17 protein-coding genes are annotated in these 16,589 nt (G+C 74.1%); 8 read left to right on the top strand and 9 right to left on the bottom strand.

Going from position 1 to position 16,589, the window contains the following annotated elements; all coding sequences use genetic code 11:
• The coding region (locus E4099_RS15650) for a DMT family transporter (RefSeq protein ID WP_135339669.1) at nt 1-945 on the top strand (945 nt) is incomplete at its 5' end.
• 29 nt (nt 946-974) lie between these two features.
• Here the strand turns inward: E4099_RS15650 and E4099_RS15645 are convergent.
• Complete coding sequence (locus E4099_RS15645; protein ID WP_135339668.1) at nt 975-2,306, bottom strand: aminotransferase class I/II-fold pyridoxal phosphate-dependent enzyme; 1,332 nt, start codon at nt 2,304-2,306, stop codon at nt 975-977.
• 36 nt (nt 2,307-2,342) lie between these two features.
• On the opposite strand from E4099_RS15645, the gene E4099_RS15640 reads away from it, so the two are divergent.
• Together E4099_RS15640 and E4099_RS15635 are read left to right on the top strand one after the other, a co-directional pair.
• Nucleotides 2,343-3,005, top strand: a complete 663-nt coding sequence (locus tag E4099_RS15640) for a pyridoxamine 5'-phosphate oxidase family protein (protein ID WP_135339667.1) — start codon at nt 2,343-2,345, stop codon at nt 3,003-3,005.
• A gap of 10 nt (nt 3,006-3,015) precedes the next feature.
• Entirely contained in the window at nt 3,016-3,654 is a 639-nt protein-coding gene (locus tag E4099_RS15635) for an FMN-binding negative transcriptional regulator (protein WP_135339666.1), read from the top strand.
• A 252-nt stretch (nt 3,655-3,906) separates the two neighbouring features.
• Here the strand turns inward: E4099_RS15635 and E4099_RS15630 are convergent, their stop codons facing one another.
• Together E4099_RS15630 and E4099_RS15625 are read right to left on the bottom strand one after the other, a co-directional pair.
• Nucleotides 3,907-4,860 (bottom strand): DMT family transporter, encoded by a 954-nt coding sequence (locus E4099_RS15630; protein WP_245244879.1) that lies wholly within the window; start codon nt 4,858-4,860, stop codon nt 3,907-3,909.
• A gap of 238 nt (nt 4,861-5,098) precedes the next feature.
• The gene (locus tag E4099_RS15625; RefSeq protein WP_135339664.1) at nt 5,099-6,142 is read right to left on the bottom strand and encodes an EamA family transporter; all 1,044 of its coding nucleotides are present in this window, start codon (nt 6,140-6,142) and stop codon (nt 5,099-5,101) included.
• Between the two features lie 206 nt (nt 6,143-6,348).
• On the opposite strand from E4099_RS15625, the gene E4099_RS15620 reads away from it, so the two are divergent.
• A complete protein-coding gene (locus E4099_RS15620; RefSeq protein ID WP_245244878.1) occupies nt 6,349-6,849 on the top strand; it encodes a MarR family winged helix-turn-helix transcriptional regulator in 501 nt (166 codons plus the stop codon).
• Nucleotides 6,840-8,096, top strand: a complete 1,257-nt coding sequence (locus tag E4099_RS15615; protein ID WP_135339663.1) for an MFS transporter — start codon at nt 6,840-6,842, stop codon at nt 8,094-8,096. The genes E4099_RS15620 and E4099_RS15615 overlap by 10 nt, the downstream gene beginning before the upstream one ends.
• A gap of 73 nt (nt 8,097-8,169) precedes the next feature.
• On the opposite strand, the gene E4099_RS15610 is transcribed toward E4099_RS15615, so the two are convergent.
• From E4099_RS15610 to E4099_RS15600, 4 genes are all read right to left on the bottom strand, one after another.
• Nucleotides 8,170-8,976, bottom strand: a complete 807-nt coding sequence (locus E4099_RS15610; RefSeq protein WP_135339662.1) for an MBL fold metallo-hydrolase — start codon at nt 8,974-8,976, stop codon at nt 8,170-8,172.
• A gap of 141 nt (nt 8,977-9,117) precedes the next feature.
• Entirely contained in the window at nt 9,118-9,486 is a 369-nt protein-coding gene (locus E4099_RS34205) for a hypothetical protein (protein ID WP_245244877.1), read from the bottom strand.
• 51 nt (nt 9,487-9,537) lie between these two features.
• Entirely contained in the window at nt 9,538-9,750 is a 213-nt protein-coding gene (locus tag E4099_RS34200) for an SMI1/KNR4 family protein (protein WP_245244876.1), read from the bottom strand.
• Nucleotides 9,751-10,034: 284 nt separating this feature from the next.
• Nucleotides 10,035-10,595, bottom strand: a complete 561-nt coding sequence (locus E4099_RS15600) for a CGNR zinc finger domain-containing protein (protein WP_135339661.1) — start codon at nt 10,593-10,595, stop codon at nt 10,035-10,037.
• 74 nt (nt 10,596-10,669) lie between these two features.
• Here E4099_RS15600 and E4099_RS15595 point away from each other — a divergent pair, with 74 nt between their 5' ends.
• Nucleotides 10,670-11,869, top strand: coding sequence for an MFS transporter (locus E4099_RS15595; protein WP_135339671.1), 1,200 nt, complete (start codon nt 10,670-10,672; stop codon nt 11,867-11,869).
• 89 nt (nt 11,870-11,958) lie between these two features.
• Nucleotides 11,959-12,774 carry a PhzF family phenazine biosynthesis protein gene (locus tag E4099_RS15590; RefSeq protein ID WP_135339660.1) on the top strand — a complete coding sequence of 272 codons (816 nt, stop codon included), beginning with the start codon at nt 11,959-11,961 and terminating at the stop codon, nt 12,772-12,774.
• Nucleotides 12,775-12,841: 67 nt separating this feature from the next.
• Here the strand turns inward: E4099_RS15590 and E4099_RS15585 are convergent, their stop codons facing one another.
• Together E4099_RS15585 and E4099_RS15580 are read right to left on the bottom strand one after the other, a co-directional pair.
• Nucleotides 12,842-13,645 (bottom strand): CPBP family intramembrane glutamic endopeptidase, encoded by an 804-nt coding sequence (locus E4099_RS15585; RefSeq protein WP_135339659.1) that lies wholly within the window; start codon nt 13,643-13,645, stop codon nt 12,842-12,844.
• Nucleotides 13,646-13,993: 348 nt separating this feature from the next.
• A complete protein-coding gene (locus E4099_RS15580; RefSeq protein WP_135339670.1) occupies nt 13,994-15,496 on the bottom strand; it encodes a glutamate-cysteine ligase family protein in 1,503 nt (500 codons plus the stop codon).
• A gap of 514 nt (nt 15,497-16,010) precedes the next feature.
• Here E4099_RS15580 and E4099_RS15575 point away from each other — a divergent pair.
• The coding region (locus tag E4099_RS15575) for a hypothetical protein (RefSeq protein WP_135339658.1) at nt 16,011-16,589 on the top strand (579 nt) is incomplete at its 3' end.

Here is a 16,589-nt window from a genome sequence, read left to right as displayed (position 1 = left end):
GATCCCGCCCCTGCCGCCGAGCCGTCGTCCGCCGCTCCCCCACCGGCCGCGCGCCGGCTGCTGGACTGGCGCCTCCGCTTCGCCGCGCTCGCCCTGATCTGGGGTTTCAGCTTTCTCTTCATCAAGGTGGGCACGGACGCGTTCGCCCCGCTGTACGTGACGCTGGGTCGGATGGCGTTCGGCACCGCGGTGCTGGCGGCGGTACTGGTGGTGAAGCGGGAGGGGCTGCCGCGGGGGGCCCGGGTGTGGGGGCATCTCGCGGTGGCCGCCTTCTTCCTCAACGCGCTGCCGTTCTCGCTGTTCGCCTACGCCGAGCTGACCATTCCGTCGACCCTGGCCGGGATCTGCAACGCCACCTCCCCGCTGTGGGGCATGGTGCTGGCCGTGGTGGCCGTCGCCGAGGACCGGCCGAACCGGCAGCGGGTCGCCGGCCTGGGGCTGGGCTTCGTCGGGGTGCTGATCGTCCTCGGCGCCTGGCAGGGCTTCTCCGGCCAGGACCCGGCGGGCACCGCGATGGCCCTGGTCGCCTCGCTCAGCTACGCCGTGGGCTGGTTGTACGTCCGCCGCACACTGACCGGCACCGGCCACTCCAACCTGGCGATGTCCGGCGCTCAGCTGCTGGTCGGCACCCTTCAACTCGCCGTGGTCACCCCGCTGTTCGCCCCCGCCCCGGACTCCTTCCCGATGCTCCCGCTGCTGTCGGTGATCGCACTGGGCGCCCTGGGCACCGGCTTCGCCTTCCTGCTCCAGTACGGGCTGGTGGCCGAGGTCGGGCCGACCACGGCGATGATGGTCACCTACTTCATCCCGGTGATCGCCACCGCCGCGGGCGTGGCGATCCTGGGTGAACGGCTCAGCTGGAACACCCCGGTCGGCGCCCTGGTGGTCCTCGTCGGCGCCGCCCTCACCCAGCTCCCGGCCCGCACCCGTACCGCCCGGGCGTGACCCCGCCCGCGCCGCCGGCCCCACGGCGGTCAGCCCAGGCGCCCCGCCGCGGCCGGGCCGATCGACGCGGCCAGGGCCTCGGCCACCGCTTCGATCTCGTGCGGCGCGAGCGGTGACACCGTGATCCGGACTCCGGGCGGGGAGCCGATACGGAAGCGCGAGCCGGGGGCGACCGCCCAGCCGGCCCGCAGCATCCGGGTCACCGCGCCGGTCTCGTCGGGCACCGGCACCCATACGTTCATCCCGCTGCGTCCGTGCGCGGCGACCCCGCGTCGGGCCAGCGCCCGCAGCAGGGCCTCGCGGCGCTCGCCGTAGCTGCGGGCGACCTCGGCCGTGTCCAGGGCGCCGGTGCGCCACAGGTGGGCCACCGCGCCCTGGAGCAGATGGCTGACCCAGCCGGGCCCCAGCTGCTGCCGCCCGCGCAGCCGGTCCACCGTGAGGGTGTCCCCGGTGAGCACGGCCAGCCGCAGGTCGGGCCCGTACGCCTTGGCGGCCGAGCGGATCAGCACCCAGTGCTCGGTGCAGCCGGCCAGTGGCCGCAGCGGCAGGTCCACGATGTCGTGCCCGTGGTCGTCCTCGATCAGTACGGTGCCGGGGTGCGCGGCGAGGACCGCGCGCAGTTCGGCGGCCCGGGCGGCGGCGATGGCGGCCCCCGTCGGGTTCTGCGCGCGGGCGGTGGCGATCAGGGCCCGGGCGCCCTGCCGCAGCGCGGCGTCCAGGGCCTCCGGCAGCGGGCCGTCGTCGTCCACCGCGACCGGCAGCGCCCGCAACCCGAGGGCGGGTACGAGATCCAGCACGCTGCCCCAGCCCGGGTCCTCCACCGCGACCTGGTCGCCGGGGCGCAGATGGGCGGCGAGCACCCGCTCGATGGCGTCCAGGGCGCCCGAGGTGACCGCGATCGGCCCGCCGGGAACCTTGTCCGCGTCGAAGCCGGCCCGGGCCAACCGCCCCAGCTCGGGCTCGATGTCGGGCGTCCCGTAGAGGGCGGGCCGGGCGGCGTTGCGGGCCGCCGCGGCGGCGAGCGCCTCGGCCAGCGGGGGCAGCAGCGCCGGGTCGGGGTTGCCGGCTCCGAGGTCCCGGCCGCCTTCGGGGACCTGGACCCGCAGCCGCTCGCGGGGGGTGCTGGACGGCTGGGCGCGCACTCGGCTGCCCCGCCGCCCGGCGGTCTCGATGACCCCGCGGTCGCGCAGGGTGCGGTACGCGGCGGCCACGGTGTTCGGATTGACCCCCAGCCGCGCGGCCAACTCGCGCATGGGCGGCAGGGCTTGACCGGGCGCCAGGTCACCGCCGCCGACCGCGCGCTCCACACTCGCGGCGATCTCAGCTGCGCCCCGTCCGGTGATCAGATATTCTCCTAGCACAAACACCATTATGCACTAGTGCAATAGGGGGTCGCCATGTCCGTCCCGGCCGGGTACCAACAGAACGAGCTCACCACGCCCACCCGCTCCCGCGAGCGCGCCGCCTACGACCGGGAGACGGTGCACGCGATCCTCGACGCGGGGTACGTCTGCCACCTCGGCTTCGTCCGCGACGGCGCCCCGGTGGTGCTGCCCACGCTCTACGGCCGCGTCGGCGAGCGGCTCTACCTGCACGGCTCGACCGGCTCCCGACCGCTGCGGATGGCCGGGCAGCGCGACCCGGGCCTGCCGGTGTGCGTGACCGTCACCCATGTCGACGGCCTGGTGCTGGCCCGCTCCGCCTTCCACCACTCCATCAACTACCGCTCGGTGGTGGTGCACGGGACCGCGTACCAGGTCACCGAGGAGGACGAGGCCCGCGCCGCGCTCGACGCCCTGGTCGACCACGTGGTACCCGGCCGCGCCGCGGACTCCCGGCCCGCCAACGCCAAGGAACTGGCCGCCACCGCCGTGGTCCGCCTCGATCTGGAGCAGGTCTCGGCCAAGATCCGCACCGGCGGCCCCAGCGACGAACCCGAGGACATCGGCCTGCCGTACTGGACCGGGGTGCTGCCGGTCACCCACGGCTACGGCGCTCCGGTGCCCGCCGATGACCTGGCCCCCGGCATCCCCGCGCCCGCCTATCTGACCCGGCTCTGAGGACCACCGCATGCTCATCCACCCCTGGGACGCGGCCCACGACGAGGCCGAGTGGCAGAGCTGGCTGGCCCGGCACGACTTCGGCCAGCTCGCGGTCAACGGGCTGCCCGGCGAGCCGCCCTTCGTGCAGCCCGTGCACTTCGCCTACGACCCCGAGCGGGCCGAGGTGGCCACCCATCTGGCGCGGCCCAACCCGCTGTGGCCCGCGCTGGAGGCCGACTCGCGGGTGCTGCTCAGCGTGGTCGACGACTACGCGTTCATCCCCGGCCCCTGGCAGGCGCCGCGGGACGCGCCGCCCGAACACGGCGTACCCACCAGCTTCTACACCGCCGTCCAGCTGAGCTGCATCGCGCACATCGTGGACGACCCCGCCCCCAAGGCCGCCCTGCTGGAGCGGCAGCTGGCGCACTTCCAGCCGGCCGGCGACCACGCTCCGGTCACCTCCGGTGAGCCCTACGGCCGGATGCTGGCCGGAATCCGCGGGCTGCGGCTGGAGGTGACCGAGGTGCGCGCCAAGTTCAAGTACGCGGCGCACAAACCGGAGGCCGTACAGCGGCGCACCACCGACGGGCTGCGCGCCCGCAACGCCCCCGGCGACGCGGAGGCGCTGGCCCACCGGGAGCGCCGGGGCGCGTGGTCCGGCGCGTAACGCCCGCCCCACACCGCCGCACGGCGGCGCACGACCGGAACGCCCCCGGCAGGCCGCAGGTTTGCCAGGGCGTCCGGCCCAGCGCGTAGCGCCTTCTCACCACCGGCCAGTCCACAGGACCACGGCCGACCGCACCCGGAACGCCCCCGGCAGGCCGCAGGTCCGCCGGGGGCGTGTGGTTTCGGCGCGTAACGCCCGCCCCTCTCCGTCCGCCGGGGCGCGAAGCGGGCCGCGCCCCGGCGGGCAGCCGGCTCAGCCGGCCGGGGCCGCGGTGCGGGCCTCGGTCAGGGCCAGCGCCACGACCGCCCCCAGCAGCACACCGGTGCCCAGCACAGTGGACGCGGTGAGCCGTTCGTCCAGCAGCGCCACCGCGATCATCGCCGCCGTCACCGGTTCGATCAGGGTGATCACGGTGACGGTGGTGCCGCGCACCGCGGACAGCCCGGCGAAGTAGAGGCCGTAGGCCAGCGCGGTGGGCACCGCGGCCATGTACACCATCAGCGCCACCGTGCGGCCCAGGTCATGGGCGTGCGGCCACAGCCCCTCCGCCGCGGCGAACGGCAGCAGCACCACCATGCCCACCGCGAAGGAGCTCAGGGTGGTGGAGTACGGGTCGCCGGCGGCGCCGGAGCGGCCCAGGTGGCGGGTGTACACGGTGATGGTGCTGTAGCCGGCGGCGGACACCAGGGCGAGCAGTACGCCCAGCGGCCGCACCGTACCCGTCCCCTCGCCGCCCAGGACCAGCACCAGCAGTCCGGTGAGCGCGCCCGCGACCGCCAGCAGTCCGCCCAGGCCCAGCCGCTCCGCCAGGAACAGGCGGCCGCACAGTGCGACCATCACCGGCGCGGCACCGAGGGTGACCACGGTTCCCACGGCCAGTCCGGTCGCCTCCACGGCGCCGAAGTAGGCGACCTGGAAAACGGTCAGCCCCAGGCCGGTGATCCCGATCCGCAGCGCCCGCCGCGCCGGCGGCTCCGGGCGGCGCACGGCGGGCTGGTGGCGCCGGCGCGGGCGCAGCGCTCGGGCGGCGAGCAGCAGGACCAGGCCGCCGAGGGTGCGCCAGAAGGTGAGCGCCACCGGACCGAGTCCGCTCGCGCCGTAGAGCAGTGCGGCAGCCGCGCCGGCGGTGCCCCAGGCGACGGCGGCGATGGTGACGTAGAGCAGGCCCCGACCCACGGACAGGGCAGGGTGAAGTGTGTTGAGCACGAGGAGTTCTCCCGCGGAGGACATTTCAGTGGTTCACGTCGTCCGTGCGCGGGCAGCAGCCGTGGCCCTGGTCGCCGTACGGCGGTCCGCGGCACTGTCGCCGAGGGAACGCCTGACTGCCGGCCGGGCCGTGGTCGGCCGGGCCGGGGGGAGCCCGGGCCTCAGGGCACCGGGCGTGCGGTGGCTGCCCGCGTCAGGCGGCGGGAGGCGGAAGAACGGTCATCGGCATGTGATCACCCTACTGCATCGCCGATCGCTGCCCACCGGCCCGGGCGGCCCCTTCCGCCTTGCTGACCTGGCGTTCCGTAGCGAGGTCGCGGTCCTCGACGGCGCCGGCCGAGCCGTTCGAGGACGCCACCGGCCCGTCCGAGGCCGCCTTGGGCGCGGAGGTCTGGGCGATGAACGCCCCGGCGAGCACCACCGCTCCACCGACCACCTGGGCCGACCCCAGGTGCTCACCCAGCAGGACCCAGGCCAGTACGGTGGCGACGACCGCCTCCAGGCAGGCCACCACGCCCGCCACCTGGGGCGAGAGCCGGCGCACCGAGAGCACTCCGGTGAGGTAGGCGACCACGGTGGCCACCAGCACCAGCCAGGCCAGCAGCAGGACCGCGGGCACCTCCGCCCCGTTCATGTCGGCACGTCCCGCCAGGACCGACCAGTCCAGGTTCCAGGGCCGTGCCACCACGGTCAGCGCGGCGGCGCCGATCAGCAGCCCGTAGGCGATCACACCCAGCGGGTCCGCGGCGTCCTCGCCGTCGCCGCCGTGGTCGGAGAGGATGAAGTAGCCGACCTGGCAGCAGGCCGCGCCGAGAGCGAGCAGCAGGCCCAGCGCGTCGAAGCCGAGCCCGGACCAGATCTCGACCACACAGGCCAGGCCGCCCGCCGCGAGCACCACCCCGACGGCCGCGGCACGGCTCACCCGGCGGCGCTGGACGAACCGCACCCAGCCCAGGACCAGGGCGGGGGCGAGGTATTCGACCAGGAGCGCGACCCCGACCGGGATCCGCGAGATGGCGGCGAAGTACCCGGCCTGCACACCCGCCACGGCCAGCAGCCCGAAGCCGATGAGCAGCGCCGGCCGGCGGATCAGGAGCCCGCGGTGGTGCCAGGCGACCGGCAGCATGACGAGCGCGGCGAACGCGGCCCGCAGCCAGGTCACCTCCAGCGGTTCGAGACCTGCCTCGATCAACGGCTTGGCCGCGACACCCGAACCACCGAACGCGAGCGCGGAGGCCAGGGCAAGGCCCAGGCCGGCGCTCTTCTCCTGAGACGCTTGCATCGCCTCATCATGCCAGCTCGGTACAGCACCGTCACCCCTGGTGACTGCTGGCAGCCGCTGCCAGGAGGCCCGGCACCACCCTCTGCCACGCCCCCTCCGGCAGCCCCTCCCCAGGCGACGCGCCCGGGCGCCCGCACCCGTCCGCCGCGTCCCCCGATCGGGGCAGAAAACAACAGCACTTATATAAGCGCTCATATAATCAGCCCATGGCCGATCCCGAAGCGCTCGACCCCACCCGGCAGAGCCTCTGGCGCCCCCTGCGCCTCCTCCAGGACTCGATGGACGCCGACATCGCCCGGATCTACTCCGAGGAACGCATCGAGGGACTCAGACCGAGCTACGTCATGGAGCTGCTCCGGCTCCACGCCCACGGGCCGATGACCATCACCGAACTGGCCGAGTCGGTCGACCGCACGCATTCGGCGCTGAGCCAGAAGGTCGCCGCGATGCGCGCGGCCGGCTGGGTCCGGACCGTGGTGGGCGAGGACGCGCGCAGCAAGAAGGTGACGCTCACCGACAAGGCCCGCGGCGTCATCGGCCGCCTGGCGGCGGAATGGCGTGCCACCGAGGCCGCCCTCGCCGAGCTGGAGGCCGAGATCCCCTACCCGCTCTCCCGGGCTGTCTCCGATGTCGAGCGGGCTCTGGAGCGCCGGAGTTTCCACGACCGGATCGCCGAGAAGCTGGCGCAGGACCCGGCATGGCGCTGAGGCAGGCGCTGCTCGACGTGACACCGCTGCGGTCCTCGCCGGCGTTCCGGCGGCTGTGGATCGGCCAGACCCTGTCCGGGTTCGGCAGCCAGATGACCCTCGTCGCCGTGATGTTCCAGGTCTGGCAGACGACGAGGAGCGCCACCTGGACGGGCGCCGTCGGGCTGGCGCAGGCGGTTCCCCTCGTGGGGCTGGGGCTCTTCGCCGGATCGCTCGTCGACCGGGTGGACCGCCGGAGCTTCTACCTGCTCATGACCGGCGGGCAGGCCGGGTGTTCCCTCCTCCTGGCCCTCCAGGGCTTCCTCGGCCACCTTCCTCCCGCGGGGCTTCTCGGGCTGGTCGCGCTCCAGTCCTGCTTCGTCGCCGGCAGCGGCCCCGCCTCGCGCAGCCTCCTCCCCCATCTGCTGCCCAAGCCGCAGCTGGCGGCGGCGGTGGCCCTCAGAAGCACCGCCTTCCAGGGCGCCATGCTGACGGGTCCCGCACTGGGCGGGCTGATCGTGGGCGGATGGGGTGTCGGTGGCTGCTACCTGGTCGACACCCTCACCTTCCTCGCCGCGCTCTGCGGTGCCCTCGGCCTGCCGCGGATGCCCCCCGGAGACGAGCCCGCACGGCCCGGCCTGCGCGGAGTGCTGGACGGTCTGGCCTTCCTGGGGCGCGCTCCCGTCATTCGCGGGGCCCTGCTCACCGACCTGGCCGCCACCGTGCTGTCGATGCCCGTCAGCCTCTTCCCCCTGGCCAACGCGGAACGCTTCGGCGGCGACCCGCGGACCCTGGGGCTGTTCCTCACCGCCATCGCCGTCGGCGGCGTCACCGCGTCCCTCTTCTCCGGGACCTTCACCCGGCTTCCCCGCCCCGGCCTGGCCATGCTGGCCGGATCCGCCACCTGGGGCGCGGCGCTGACGCTGTTCGGCATGTCGTCCGACCCCTGGGTCGGACTGGCCTTCCTCGCCGCGGCCGGCGCCGCCGACACCGTCTCGGTGGTGTCCCGGAGCACCCTGGTCCAGCTGCACACCCCCCAGGAACTGCTCGGCCGCGTCAGCGGCGCCGAACAGATCGTCGGGCAGGCCGGACCCGACATCGGCAACCTGCGCGGCGGCCTGGTGGCGGACGCCACCTCGGGGACGACGGCACTCGTCAGCGGCGGCCTGCTGTGCCTCGGTGCCGTCCTCGCGGTGGGCGCCGGCACGGCGGAGCTGCGCAGACCCTCCGTACCGCCCGTACCCGAAAGCGCCCCGGCCGGCCCGTGAACCCCGGTTCCGCGGCGGCCGGGCGAGCCCGGTGGGGCGGCCCGGTACGCCCCGGAGCCGGGTCGAGCGGAGGTCAGCCCGCGGCAGGCGCCGAGGCGGTGGCGGGGTGGCCGATCGTGAAGGTGACGCCGGGGGCGGCGTAGTCCACCGGGCCGTCGAACCGGGCCGCGGCGCGTGCCACCGCCTGCCCCGGGGTGAGGAAGCGGCCGACATGGGTGACGACCAGCCGCCCGGCCCGGGCCGCGCGGGCGGTGTCGCCGGCGTCCTCGGGGGTGTGGTGCACCCGCTCCTCGCCCTCGGCCGGCGGCCGCGCGCTGTCCGCCTCGCAGAGCAGCACATCGCACCCCTGGGCCAGCTGGGTGAGGCTCGGGCACGGCGCGGTGTCCCCGGAGTACACCAGCGACCCGCCGGCCGCCTCGACGCGCACGGCGAACGCCGGGAGGCCGTGCGCCACCGCACGGCTGGTCAACCGCAGCGAGCCGATGTCCACCCGGTGCCCGTCGTGCAACTCGGTGACAGCGAAGGCGGATTCGATCGGGCTGCGGGTCGCCGTGTTGGTGAGGAAGCCGGCCAGCCGGTCCGCGGTGCCCGGCGGACCGTAGAGCGGAATCGGCGCGGCCAGGCGGATGTCCGCGTACAGGGCGCCGTAGTACGCGGTGAGCAGGTCCGCACTGTGATCGGCGTGCAGGTGGGAGATCCAGATCGCGTCGAGTTCGTCCAGCCGCACATGCCGCTGGAGCGGGCCGAGCGTCCCGCTCCCGGCGTCCACCCAGATCCGGGCGCCGCCTCCCGACACCAGATAGCCCGAGCACGGGTTGTCCGCACTCGGGTACGGCGTGGCGCACCCCAGAACCGTCAGGCGAAGCAGCTCGTCCCTCATCCCGGGATCCTAGAACACGTGATCCACGGTCCCGGCGTTCTTGTCGGGCGACCGACCGCCGGGAGCCCGCCGGCACTCGCCGAACACTTCCTCGGCCCGCGCGGGAAAGGCCCTTGGATGCCGCGCCGCCGCGCACCGGGCTCAGGCGGTGGGACGGGGGCGGAACAGCCTGTCGTCGTAGTCCGGGAAGATGTACGGCATGTTCCACCGGAAGGCTTCCACCTCGATGGAGTGCTGCTTCCCCGGACAGAGCGTCTGGATCCAGTACCAGTGGCCACGTGCGGCGAGCAGGCGCTCCAGGTACTCGTCGAAGGTGTAGCCGGTGTCGTGCACCTCCTGGCCGAAGGAGTGGTACGCCACCGTGTCACCGGGCGTCTCGCCAGGAGGCTGGAGGAGTGCCGCACAGGACTCGGGAACGAACATGTCGAACGGTTTCACGCCGCGGAACCTCTGGTCCCCTTGCGAGGAGAACCAGGTCACCCCGCCCCAGTCGCCGAAGACCTCGTGCACGGGCAGGATGCTGACACAGCCGTGGTCGGACAGCCTTCCCGTGGCGATCGCCTAGATCGTGTGCCGCCACTCCAGCTGGAAGGAACCGATCTCCCGGTAGAACTCCGCGACGCCGGGCGGCAGCACGCCACCGGCCAGCCGCGCGGCCTCGGTCAGCTCCGCCTCGGAGGCGGGCTCTCCCAGCACGGCGCTCAGTACCTCGACATGAGGGTTGGTCTGGAGAGCCGCCACCATGGCGGTCACCTTCGCGCGAGCGTTCTGCATCGATGGACTCTCCGCGGATCCGTGGTCGGTCAGGGCCAGGCTGGGCGGTGTGGCTGTCACTCGTCGTTGTGCACTTCCCACGTGTCCGCCCCGATGTGGTTGTGGTTCGCGTCGTAGATCGTGTAGTCAGCCACGATCTTGCCCGCCATCTTGGCTGCGTACCTCTGGTCGATCTCGCAGAGCGGCACCTCCGGATGTACCCGCCCCGCGCGTCTGCGAACAGGGCGTCGAGGGCAGACCCGGGTCCTTCTCCGCTGCCCGCCCGTACCCCGCCGGGCCGGGGCTCAGGGCCGCCGGGACCGGCGGTGGGCCGCCACTCGCTCCCGGGTGGCGCAGCGGCGGGAGCAGTAGCGGCGGGGCGGCCCGCTGCCCTGGGTGAGGTAGACGCCCGCGCAGCCGGTGGCCGCGCAGACCCCGCCCGGTGGGCGCTGCCGGTCCCAGAGCAGGACGGTCAGCGCCAGGCAGGACGAGGCGAGGAACCACTCGCCCCAGGGAGCCTCGTCATCGCTGTCCAGATGGGGGTGCCACGGGGTGCGGCCCTCGTGCGAGCTGAGTCGGAGGGCGCCGGTGCCGCGGCGGAGCAGCCGGTTGAGGACGCCGGCGGCGAGGTCCACCTGCTCGGCGGCGAAGACCTCGTGCAGCGCCAGGGCGGCGGCACGCATCGCGGTGACATCCTCGGCGGTGATCTCCACGGGCCCGGTCTCCCCGTGCCGGCGCAGCAGTTCGGCCAGGCTGTCCGGATCGGGCTCGCCCCCGGTCAGCGCGTTGACCAGGGCCACCGTGCGCTGGGCGGTGGCCTGGACCGAGTGCCGGGTGGACCAGTCGTCGTACGGAGAAGACCTCATCCCGGCAATGTAACGCTACTCGCATGGTTCTGCGTTACTGGCGTACGGTGCCGGGCGTGCCGAGGCGACGTGCGATGTGGAGCTATGCCGGGGGTGCCGTGGCGGCCCGTACCGGAGACGAGATGTCCGGGCCCGCCCTCCTGCTGGCCGGGCTGTCGGCCACCGGGTCGGCCGCGGCGGCCTCCTCCCTGCTGGCCGGGCTCACCGTCGCGGCGGCGCTGGGCGGACCGCTGCTCGGGGCACTGCTCGATCGCTCCGCCCGGCCGGGCCGGCTGCTGGCGGGCGCGCTCGGGCTGTACGCGGCCGGGCTCGCCGCGATCCTGTCCGGGCTCGGCCGGATCCCGGTCCCCGCGGGCGTACTGATCGCGGTGGGTACGGGTCTGCTGGGCCCGGCCCTGTCCGGCGGCTGGACCGCCCAACTGCCCAGGGTGGTGCCCGGTGATGTGCTCCCCCGGGCCACCGCGCTGGACGCGATGACCTTCCAGCTGGCCGCCCTGCTGGGCCCGGCGCTGGCCGGGGTCGTGGCCGCGCTGTGCGGGGCACCGGCCGGGGTGCTGGTGTCCGCCGCCTTGATCTGCCTGGCGCTGCCCTCGGCCTGGGCGCTGCCGCCTGCCCCCGGCTCCGCTGCCCGGCGGCGGGCCGGTTCGCTCACCGGCGACCTGCTGGCCGGCTTCCGCGCCATCGGGCGCCGGCGGCCGCTGGCCCGTGCCACCGCGGTCTCGGTGCTGTCCTGCGCCGGCCAGGGCATGCTGATCGCCTGTGCGCCGCTGCTGGGCGCACGGGCCCTGGGCGGTGCGGGCCACGGCGCGGTCCTGCTCTCCGCCATCGCCGCCGCCGCGCTCGCGGCCAACGCGGTGCTCGCCCGCCGTACCCGCCCCCTCCGGCCGGACACCGTGCTGTGGGGCAGCACGGTGCTCCTGGCCGTCGCCTCGCTGCTGGCGGCCGGCGCCGGGCCCATCAGGCTGGTCGCCGCGGCCCTGCTGGCCGGGGTGGCCGAAGGCCCGCAGCTCAGCGCGCTCTTCGCGATCCGCCACCGGGAGGCGCCGCCGCATCTGGTGGGTCAGGTCTTCACCACCGGGGCCAGCTTGAAGATCACCGGACTGGCGGTGGGAGCGGGCCTCGCCGGCCCGCTCGCCGCCCACTCGCTGCCGGGCGCGCTGGTGGCCGCGGCCGGCTGCCAGGTGCTCGCCGCGCTGCTCTTCGCCGTGATCACGACGGCGGGACGGACCCCCCGCGCCACCCCGCCGACCCAACGGCCGCGGCCACCGGAGTAGGCCCGTCAGGACCCGGCGGCAGGGGCGGCAAGGCCACCCCGGCCCGATTGGCCGTGGCCGGCCGGCACCGGGGCGGCTAGCGTCTGCCCATGCGCATCCGAATCGTCGACGCCTTCACCGACCGCCCCTTCGCCGGCAACCCCGCCGGTGTCCTGCTGCTGGACGGGGGCGCGTTCCCCGAGGACGACTGGCTGCAGCGCGTCGCCGCCGAGGTCAACCTCTCCGAGACGGCCTTCGCCCACCCGCTGCCGGACGGCGCCGAGGCCGACTGGGCGCTGCGCTGGTTCACCCCCGCCTGCGAGGTCGCCATGTGCGGCCATGCCACCCTGGCGACCGCCCATGTGCTGCACACCACCGGCGCGGTGTCCGGCACCGTACGGTTCGCCACCCTCAGCGGGGTGCTGTCCGCCGCCCCCGGCGAGGCCGGCGGTATCACCCTCGACTTCCCCACCGCCCCGATCTCCCCCGTCGAGATCCCCGAGGGCACCGCCGATCTCCTCGGCGCCCCGCTGCTGGGTGCCTACGACACCGGGCCGAACGTCGGCGATCTGCTGGTGGAGGTCGCCGACGAGCGGACCGTACGGGCGCTCTCCCCCGACCTGGCCGGTCTGGCCCGCCTCGACCAGCACGGCGTCATCGTCACCGCGGCGGCCGAGGACCCGGACAGCGGCTACGACTTCGTCTCCCGCTTCTTCGGCCCGGCGGTGGGCATCGACGAGGACCCGGTGACCGGCAGCGCGCACACCGCGTTGGCCCCGTTCTGGGCGCGGCGGCTGGGTCGCCAGGAACTGACGGGGCTCCAGGCATCGGCCCGCTCCGGGCTGGTACGGGCTTCCCTGCGCGGCGACCGCACCCTGCTCACCGGCTCGGCCGTCACCGTCGTCGACGGCGAACTCCTGGTCTGAGGTCGGGCCGGACACCCGACCGCGGGCCGCGGGCGGCCCGCGGGGCGCCCGCGGCCCGCGGAGGGCATCAGGCGGTCGGCAGCCAGTCCACCCGCCCCGCCAGCAGCGCGTAGCCGACGAAGGCCACGATGTCGATCAGCGCGTGCGCCACGACCAGCGGCCCCACCCGGCCCCACCGGCGGTACAGCAGGACGAAGAGCACGCCCATCGCGAGGTTGCCGAAGAAACCGCCGATGCCCTGATAGAGGTGGTACGAGCCGCGGAACACCGCGCTGGCCGCGAGCGCCCGGGACGGGCTCCAGCCCAACTGGTGCAGCCTGCGCAGCAGATAGCCGACCACGACCACCTCTTCGAGGACGGAGTTCTGCACCGCGGAGAGGATCAGCACCGGGATCTTCCACCAGACGTCCGGCAGGTTCTCCGGCACCACCGTGAGGTTGCCGCCGGCCGCCCGTGCTCCCAGGTAGAGCAGGAGTCCGGTGCCGCCCACGGCCGCCGCGACCGCCGTCCCCCACCCCAGGTCGGGCCAGGGGCGCCGCAGGTCGAAGCCGATGGCGCGCAGTCCGCTGCCCTCGCGTACCAGCAGATGGGCGACGAGCGCCACCGGCACCAGCGCGGAGGTGATCCCGAACAGCTGCCAGGCGAGGTCCAGCCAGGGCCGCCCGGGCGCCTGCGAGGAGTTGAGGGTGGCCGCCTGGTCCCGCAGACCGCCCGGCTCGGTCAGCGAGCCGATGAAGCTGATCAGCGCGGAGAGCGCGCTCGCGCCCAACGAGAGGGCCAGCACCAGCAGCACCTCGTTGCGCAGCACGCGCCGGGTGCCGCCGTCCTCACCAGCGGCGGAGATCGCCGTGTCGCCCGCCTGTGCCTGCACTCCAGCCTCCACCGTCGCCGTACTCGCCCCGGGCCCCCACCGCGCACCGCCGAGGTGATCTCGGGAGGAGGTCTTAGCTTGCCTCACCGTGCGGGACGCCACGAAACGAGGTCACCGAACGCGGCACCGACCCAGGGGACGGCGCCACACCGGCGCGGCCCGCGGTCCGGCGCGGACGCGCGGCGCGGGCGGGTCCTGCCCAGGCGCGCGACTCGGGCGAGTCCGATTCCGAGGGCCACTCAGGCGGGTCCGGCGCAGGCGTGCGGCTCGGGCGGGTTCCGCGCGGGCGTGCGGCTCGGGCGGGTCCGGGGCCGGCGCGACTCGGGCGAGTCCGGCGCGGGGCGGGGTTCAGTACGGGCGGGTGACGGGCCAGCGGTGCACGGGCTCCCCGGTACGCATCAGGGCGCCGTAGCGACGGGTGGTGGCGGCCAGCGCGGACTCCCGGTCCATGCCGTCCTCGCGGGCCAGCCGGTAGGTCGCCACCTGCCAGGAGGCGCCGTTGACCCGGGTGCGGCAGCGCTCCTCGATCACCCCGAGGTAGCGGTCCCGGTCGGCGGGCTCCACGCCCCAGGCGTCGAGGCCGGCCGCCGCCAGCGGCAGCAGCTCGTCCCGGACCAGGCGTACGGCGGGGATCGGGGCCAGTGCGGGAGAGCGTCCGGAGCGCGGCCAGTGCAGCACGGCGTCGATGCCGTACCGGCAGGCCGCGTCGAAGTTGGCCTCCGCGACAGCGAACGGCAGCCGGGTCCAGATCGGGCGCGGCTCGTCGGCCAGCGCCCGCACCAGCCCGTAGTAGAACGCCGCGTTGGCGATGACATCGGTGACCGTGGGGCCGGCCGGCAGCACCCGGTTCTCCACCCGCAGGTGCGGTACGCCGTCCGCGACGTCGTACACCGGCCGGTTCCAGCGGTAGATGGTCCCGTTGTGCAGCACCATCTCGTACAGCCTCGGTACCCCGCCCTGGTCGAGTACGCGCAGCGGTTCCTCGTCCGCGTCGGTACGCAGCAGGGGCGGGAAGTAGCGGAGGTTCTCCTCGAAGAGCTGGCGGGCGTCGGTGATCCAGCGCTCCCCGAACCAGGTGCGCGGGCGTACGCCCTGGGCCGCCAGCTCCGGCTGCCGCACATCGGTGGACTGCAGGAAGAGGGGCGCGCGGGACTCGCGCCACACCTCGTGCCCGAACAGGAAGGGCGAGTTGGCGCCCACCGCGATCTGCGCCGCGGTGATCGCCTGAGCGGCGTTCCACACCGCGGCGAACCGGCTCGGGGTCACCTGGAGATGCAGTTGCACCGAGGTGCAGGCGGCCTCCGGGGCGATGGTGGCGGAGGAGTACCGGAACCGCTCCACCCCCTCCACGTCGATGAGGAAGTCCTCTCCGCGGGCCGCGAGCATCTGCTCGTTGAGGAGTTTGTAGCGTTCGTCGCCGGAGAGGTTGCCGGACCCCAGATCCTTGGCGGCCAGGGTGGGCAGAATTCCGATCATCACGATCTGGGAGGACTCTTCGCTGGCCTTGCGATCGGCATAGGCCAGTCCGGTGCGGAGCTCCTCGGCGAGCTGGTCGAGAACCCGCCCGCCCAGCCGGTGCGGCACGATGTTGACTTCGAGGTTGAACTGCCCGAGCTCCGTCTGGAAATCCTGACTGGCGATCCGGTGGAGCACTTGCGCGTTCATCATTCTCGGCATGCCGTCGGCACCCGCGAGATTCAGCTCGATCTCCAGCCCCATGAGATTCCGGGGGCGATCGAACCGCCTCTCCTCCAGGAGGCGCGTGAGTCCCTCCAGGCACTCCCGGAGTTTCCCGCGCTGCCACTGCCGGTCGGACAGGTCGAACCCGGTGGCCACGACCTTCTCGCCCATCGGCGCGTCCTCCTCGAAGTCGGCGGTCCACGGCACCAGCCGCTGATTCACGGTCGAATATGCCCAGGCAATGTGATCGATAACGCCCCGGGGCGGAAGCACGCCCGATAGGCTCTGGGGGGACGGGATGCGACCGGCGCGCATACCGCCGACACATGCCGGACACATATCCCACAGTGGTCCGACGTGATGCCCGAAAGGCCGTGAATGTTCTGGTGAAATGCGCCGATCGAAATCGGCCTACCGCCTCGGACGCCAATGCCGAGGTCACCCTCGCACACAGGGAACGAATTCGGTGAAACCACCTCGGCGCACGGGACCTGAATTGTCCTTGCCAAGAATTTCGGAGGCGGGTAGCCCGCAGGGCGGCAGAACATATGTCGTATAAACTTTCGCCCACGAGGCAGAGAGTTGACGTCCGGCACTCGGTCCCGGCCTACCTCTGACCCGCACGCTGACAGCGCCGTCCGCGCCCTCGTACCACCCGTGTCTCCGAAGTGAGAGGCGACCCATCATGCCGCTGCATGTCCTACCGGCCCCCGCGCCCGCCCTGCGCAGCGTCCTTGCGGCTCTCGACTCCCCCGCCGCCGTACGCGAGGCCCGCACCCCGGCGCTCCGCACCTCGGCGGGGCCGTTCACCGCCGAGGCACCGCTGCCCGTCCATGTCCTGGACGGCGCCGCCAAGGCGGGCGTGCCGCCCCGCACCCGGCTGGCCGGCTGGCGGTTCCTGATCCGCTGCGGCGAACGCTTCATCGCCATGGCCGAGGCCATGGTCACCGCGGACGGCTGGGCGTTCTCCCGGTTCAGCGAGGGGCCGTACGTCGTCTCCACCGAACGGGCCTTGCGCCAGGCGGACTCGCTGCCCACCGCGTACCAGCCCCGGCTGCTCTCGGTACCCGAGCTCTACATGCTCACCCTGTGGCTGCACGCCGACCCGGCCGCGGATCCGGCCCTGGGCGGCGCCCCGGTCTCCGCCGACCTGCTGGTGCCGCTGGCCCCCGCCCCGCCCGGCATCGCCGCACACGTACCGCGCCGCGCCGCCGACCTGCTGCCCGCGCTGACCGTGCGGATGCCCCCCGACCCACTCCTCGGC

Origin of the sequence: Streptomyces palmae (assembly GCF_004684805.1) — a bacterium.
Taxonomy (GTDB): domain Bacteria; phylum Actinomycetota; class Actinomycetes; order Streptomycetales; family Streptomycetaceae; genus Streptomyces; species Streptomyces palmae.
Note: the sequence above shows the minus strand (reverse complement) of the source record. Positions and strands in the feature narration are given on the sequence as shown.

Coding starts and splice junctions, on each gene's coding strand:
- E4099_RS15640 (WP_135339667.1), top strand. CDS start 2,343: ATGTCCGTCCCGGCCGGGTACCAACAGAACGAGCTCACCACGCCCACC.
- E4099_RS15635 (WP_135339666.1), top strand. CDS start 3,016: ATGCTCATCCACCCCTGGGACGCGGCCCACGACGAGGCCGAGTGGCAG.
- E4099_RS15625 (WP_135339664.1), bottom strand. CDS start 6,142: ATGCAAGCGTCTCAGGAGAAGAGCGCCGGCCTGGGCCTTGCCCTGGCC.
- E4099_RS15620 (WP_245244878.1), top strand. CDS start 6,349: ATGGCCGATCCCGAAGCGCTCGACCCCACCCGGCAGAGCCTCTGGCGC.
- E4099_RS15615 (WP_135339663.1), top strand. CDS start 6,840: ATGGCGCTGAGGCAGGCGCTGCTCGACGTGACACCGCTGCGGTCCTCG.
- E4099_RS15610 (WP_135339662.1), bottom strand. CDS start 8,976: ATGAGGGACGAGCTGCTTCGCCTGACGGTTCTGGGGTGCGCCACGCCG.
- E4099_RS34200 (WP_245244876.1), bottom strand. CDS start 9,750: ATGCAGAACGCTCGCGCGAAGGTGACCGCCATGGTGGCGGCTCTCCAG.
- E4099_RS15600 (WP_135339661.1), bottom strand. CDS start 10,595: ATGAGGTCTTCTCCGTACGACGACTGGTCCACCCGGCACTCGGTCCAG.
- E4099_RS15595 (WP_135339671.1), top strand. CDS start 10,670: ATGTGGAGCTATGCCGGGGGTGCCGTGGCGGCCCGTACCGGAGACGAG.
- E4099_RS15590 (WP_135339660.1), top strand. CDS start 11,959: ATGCGCATCCGAATCGTCGACGCCTTCACCGACCGCCCCTTCGCCGGC.
- E4099_RS15580 (WP_135339670.1), bottom strand. CDS start 15,496: ATGGGCGAGAAGGTCGTGGCCACCGGGTTCGACCTGTCCGACCGGCAG.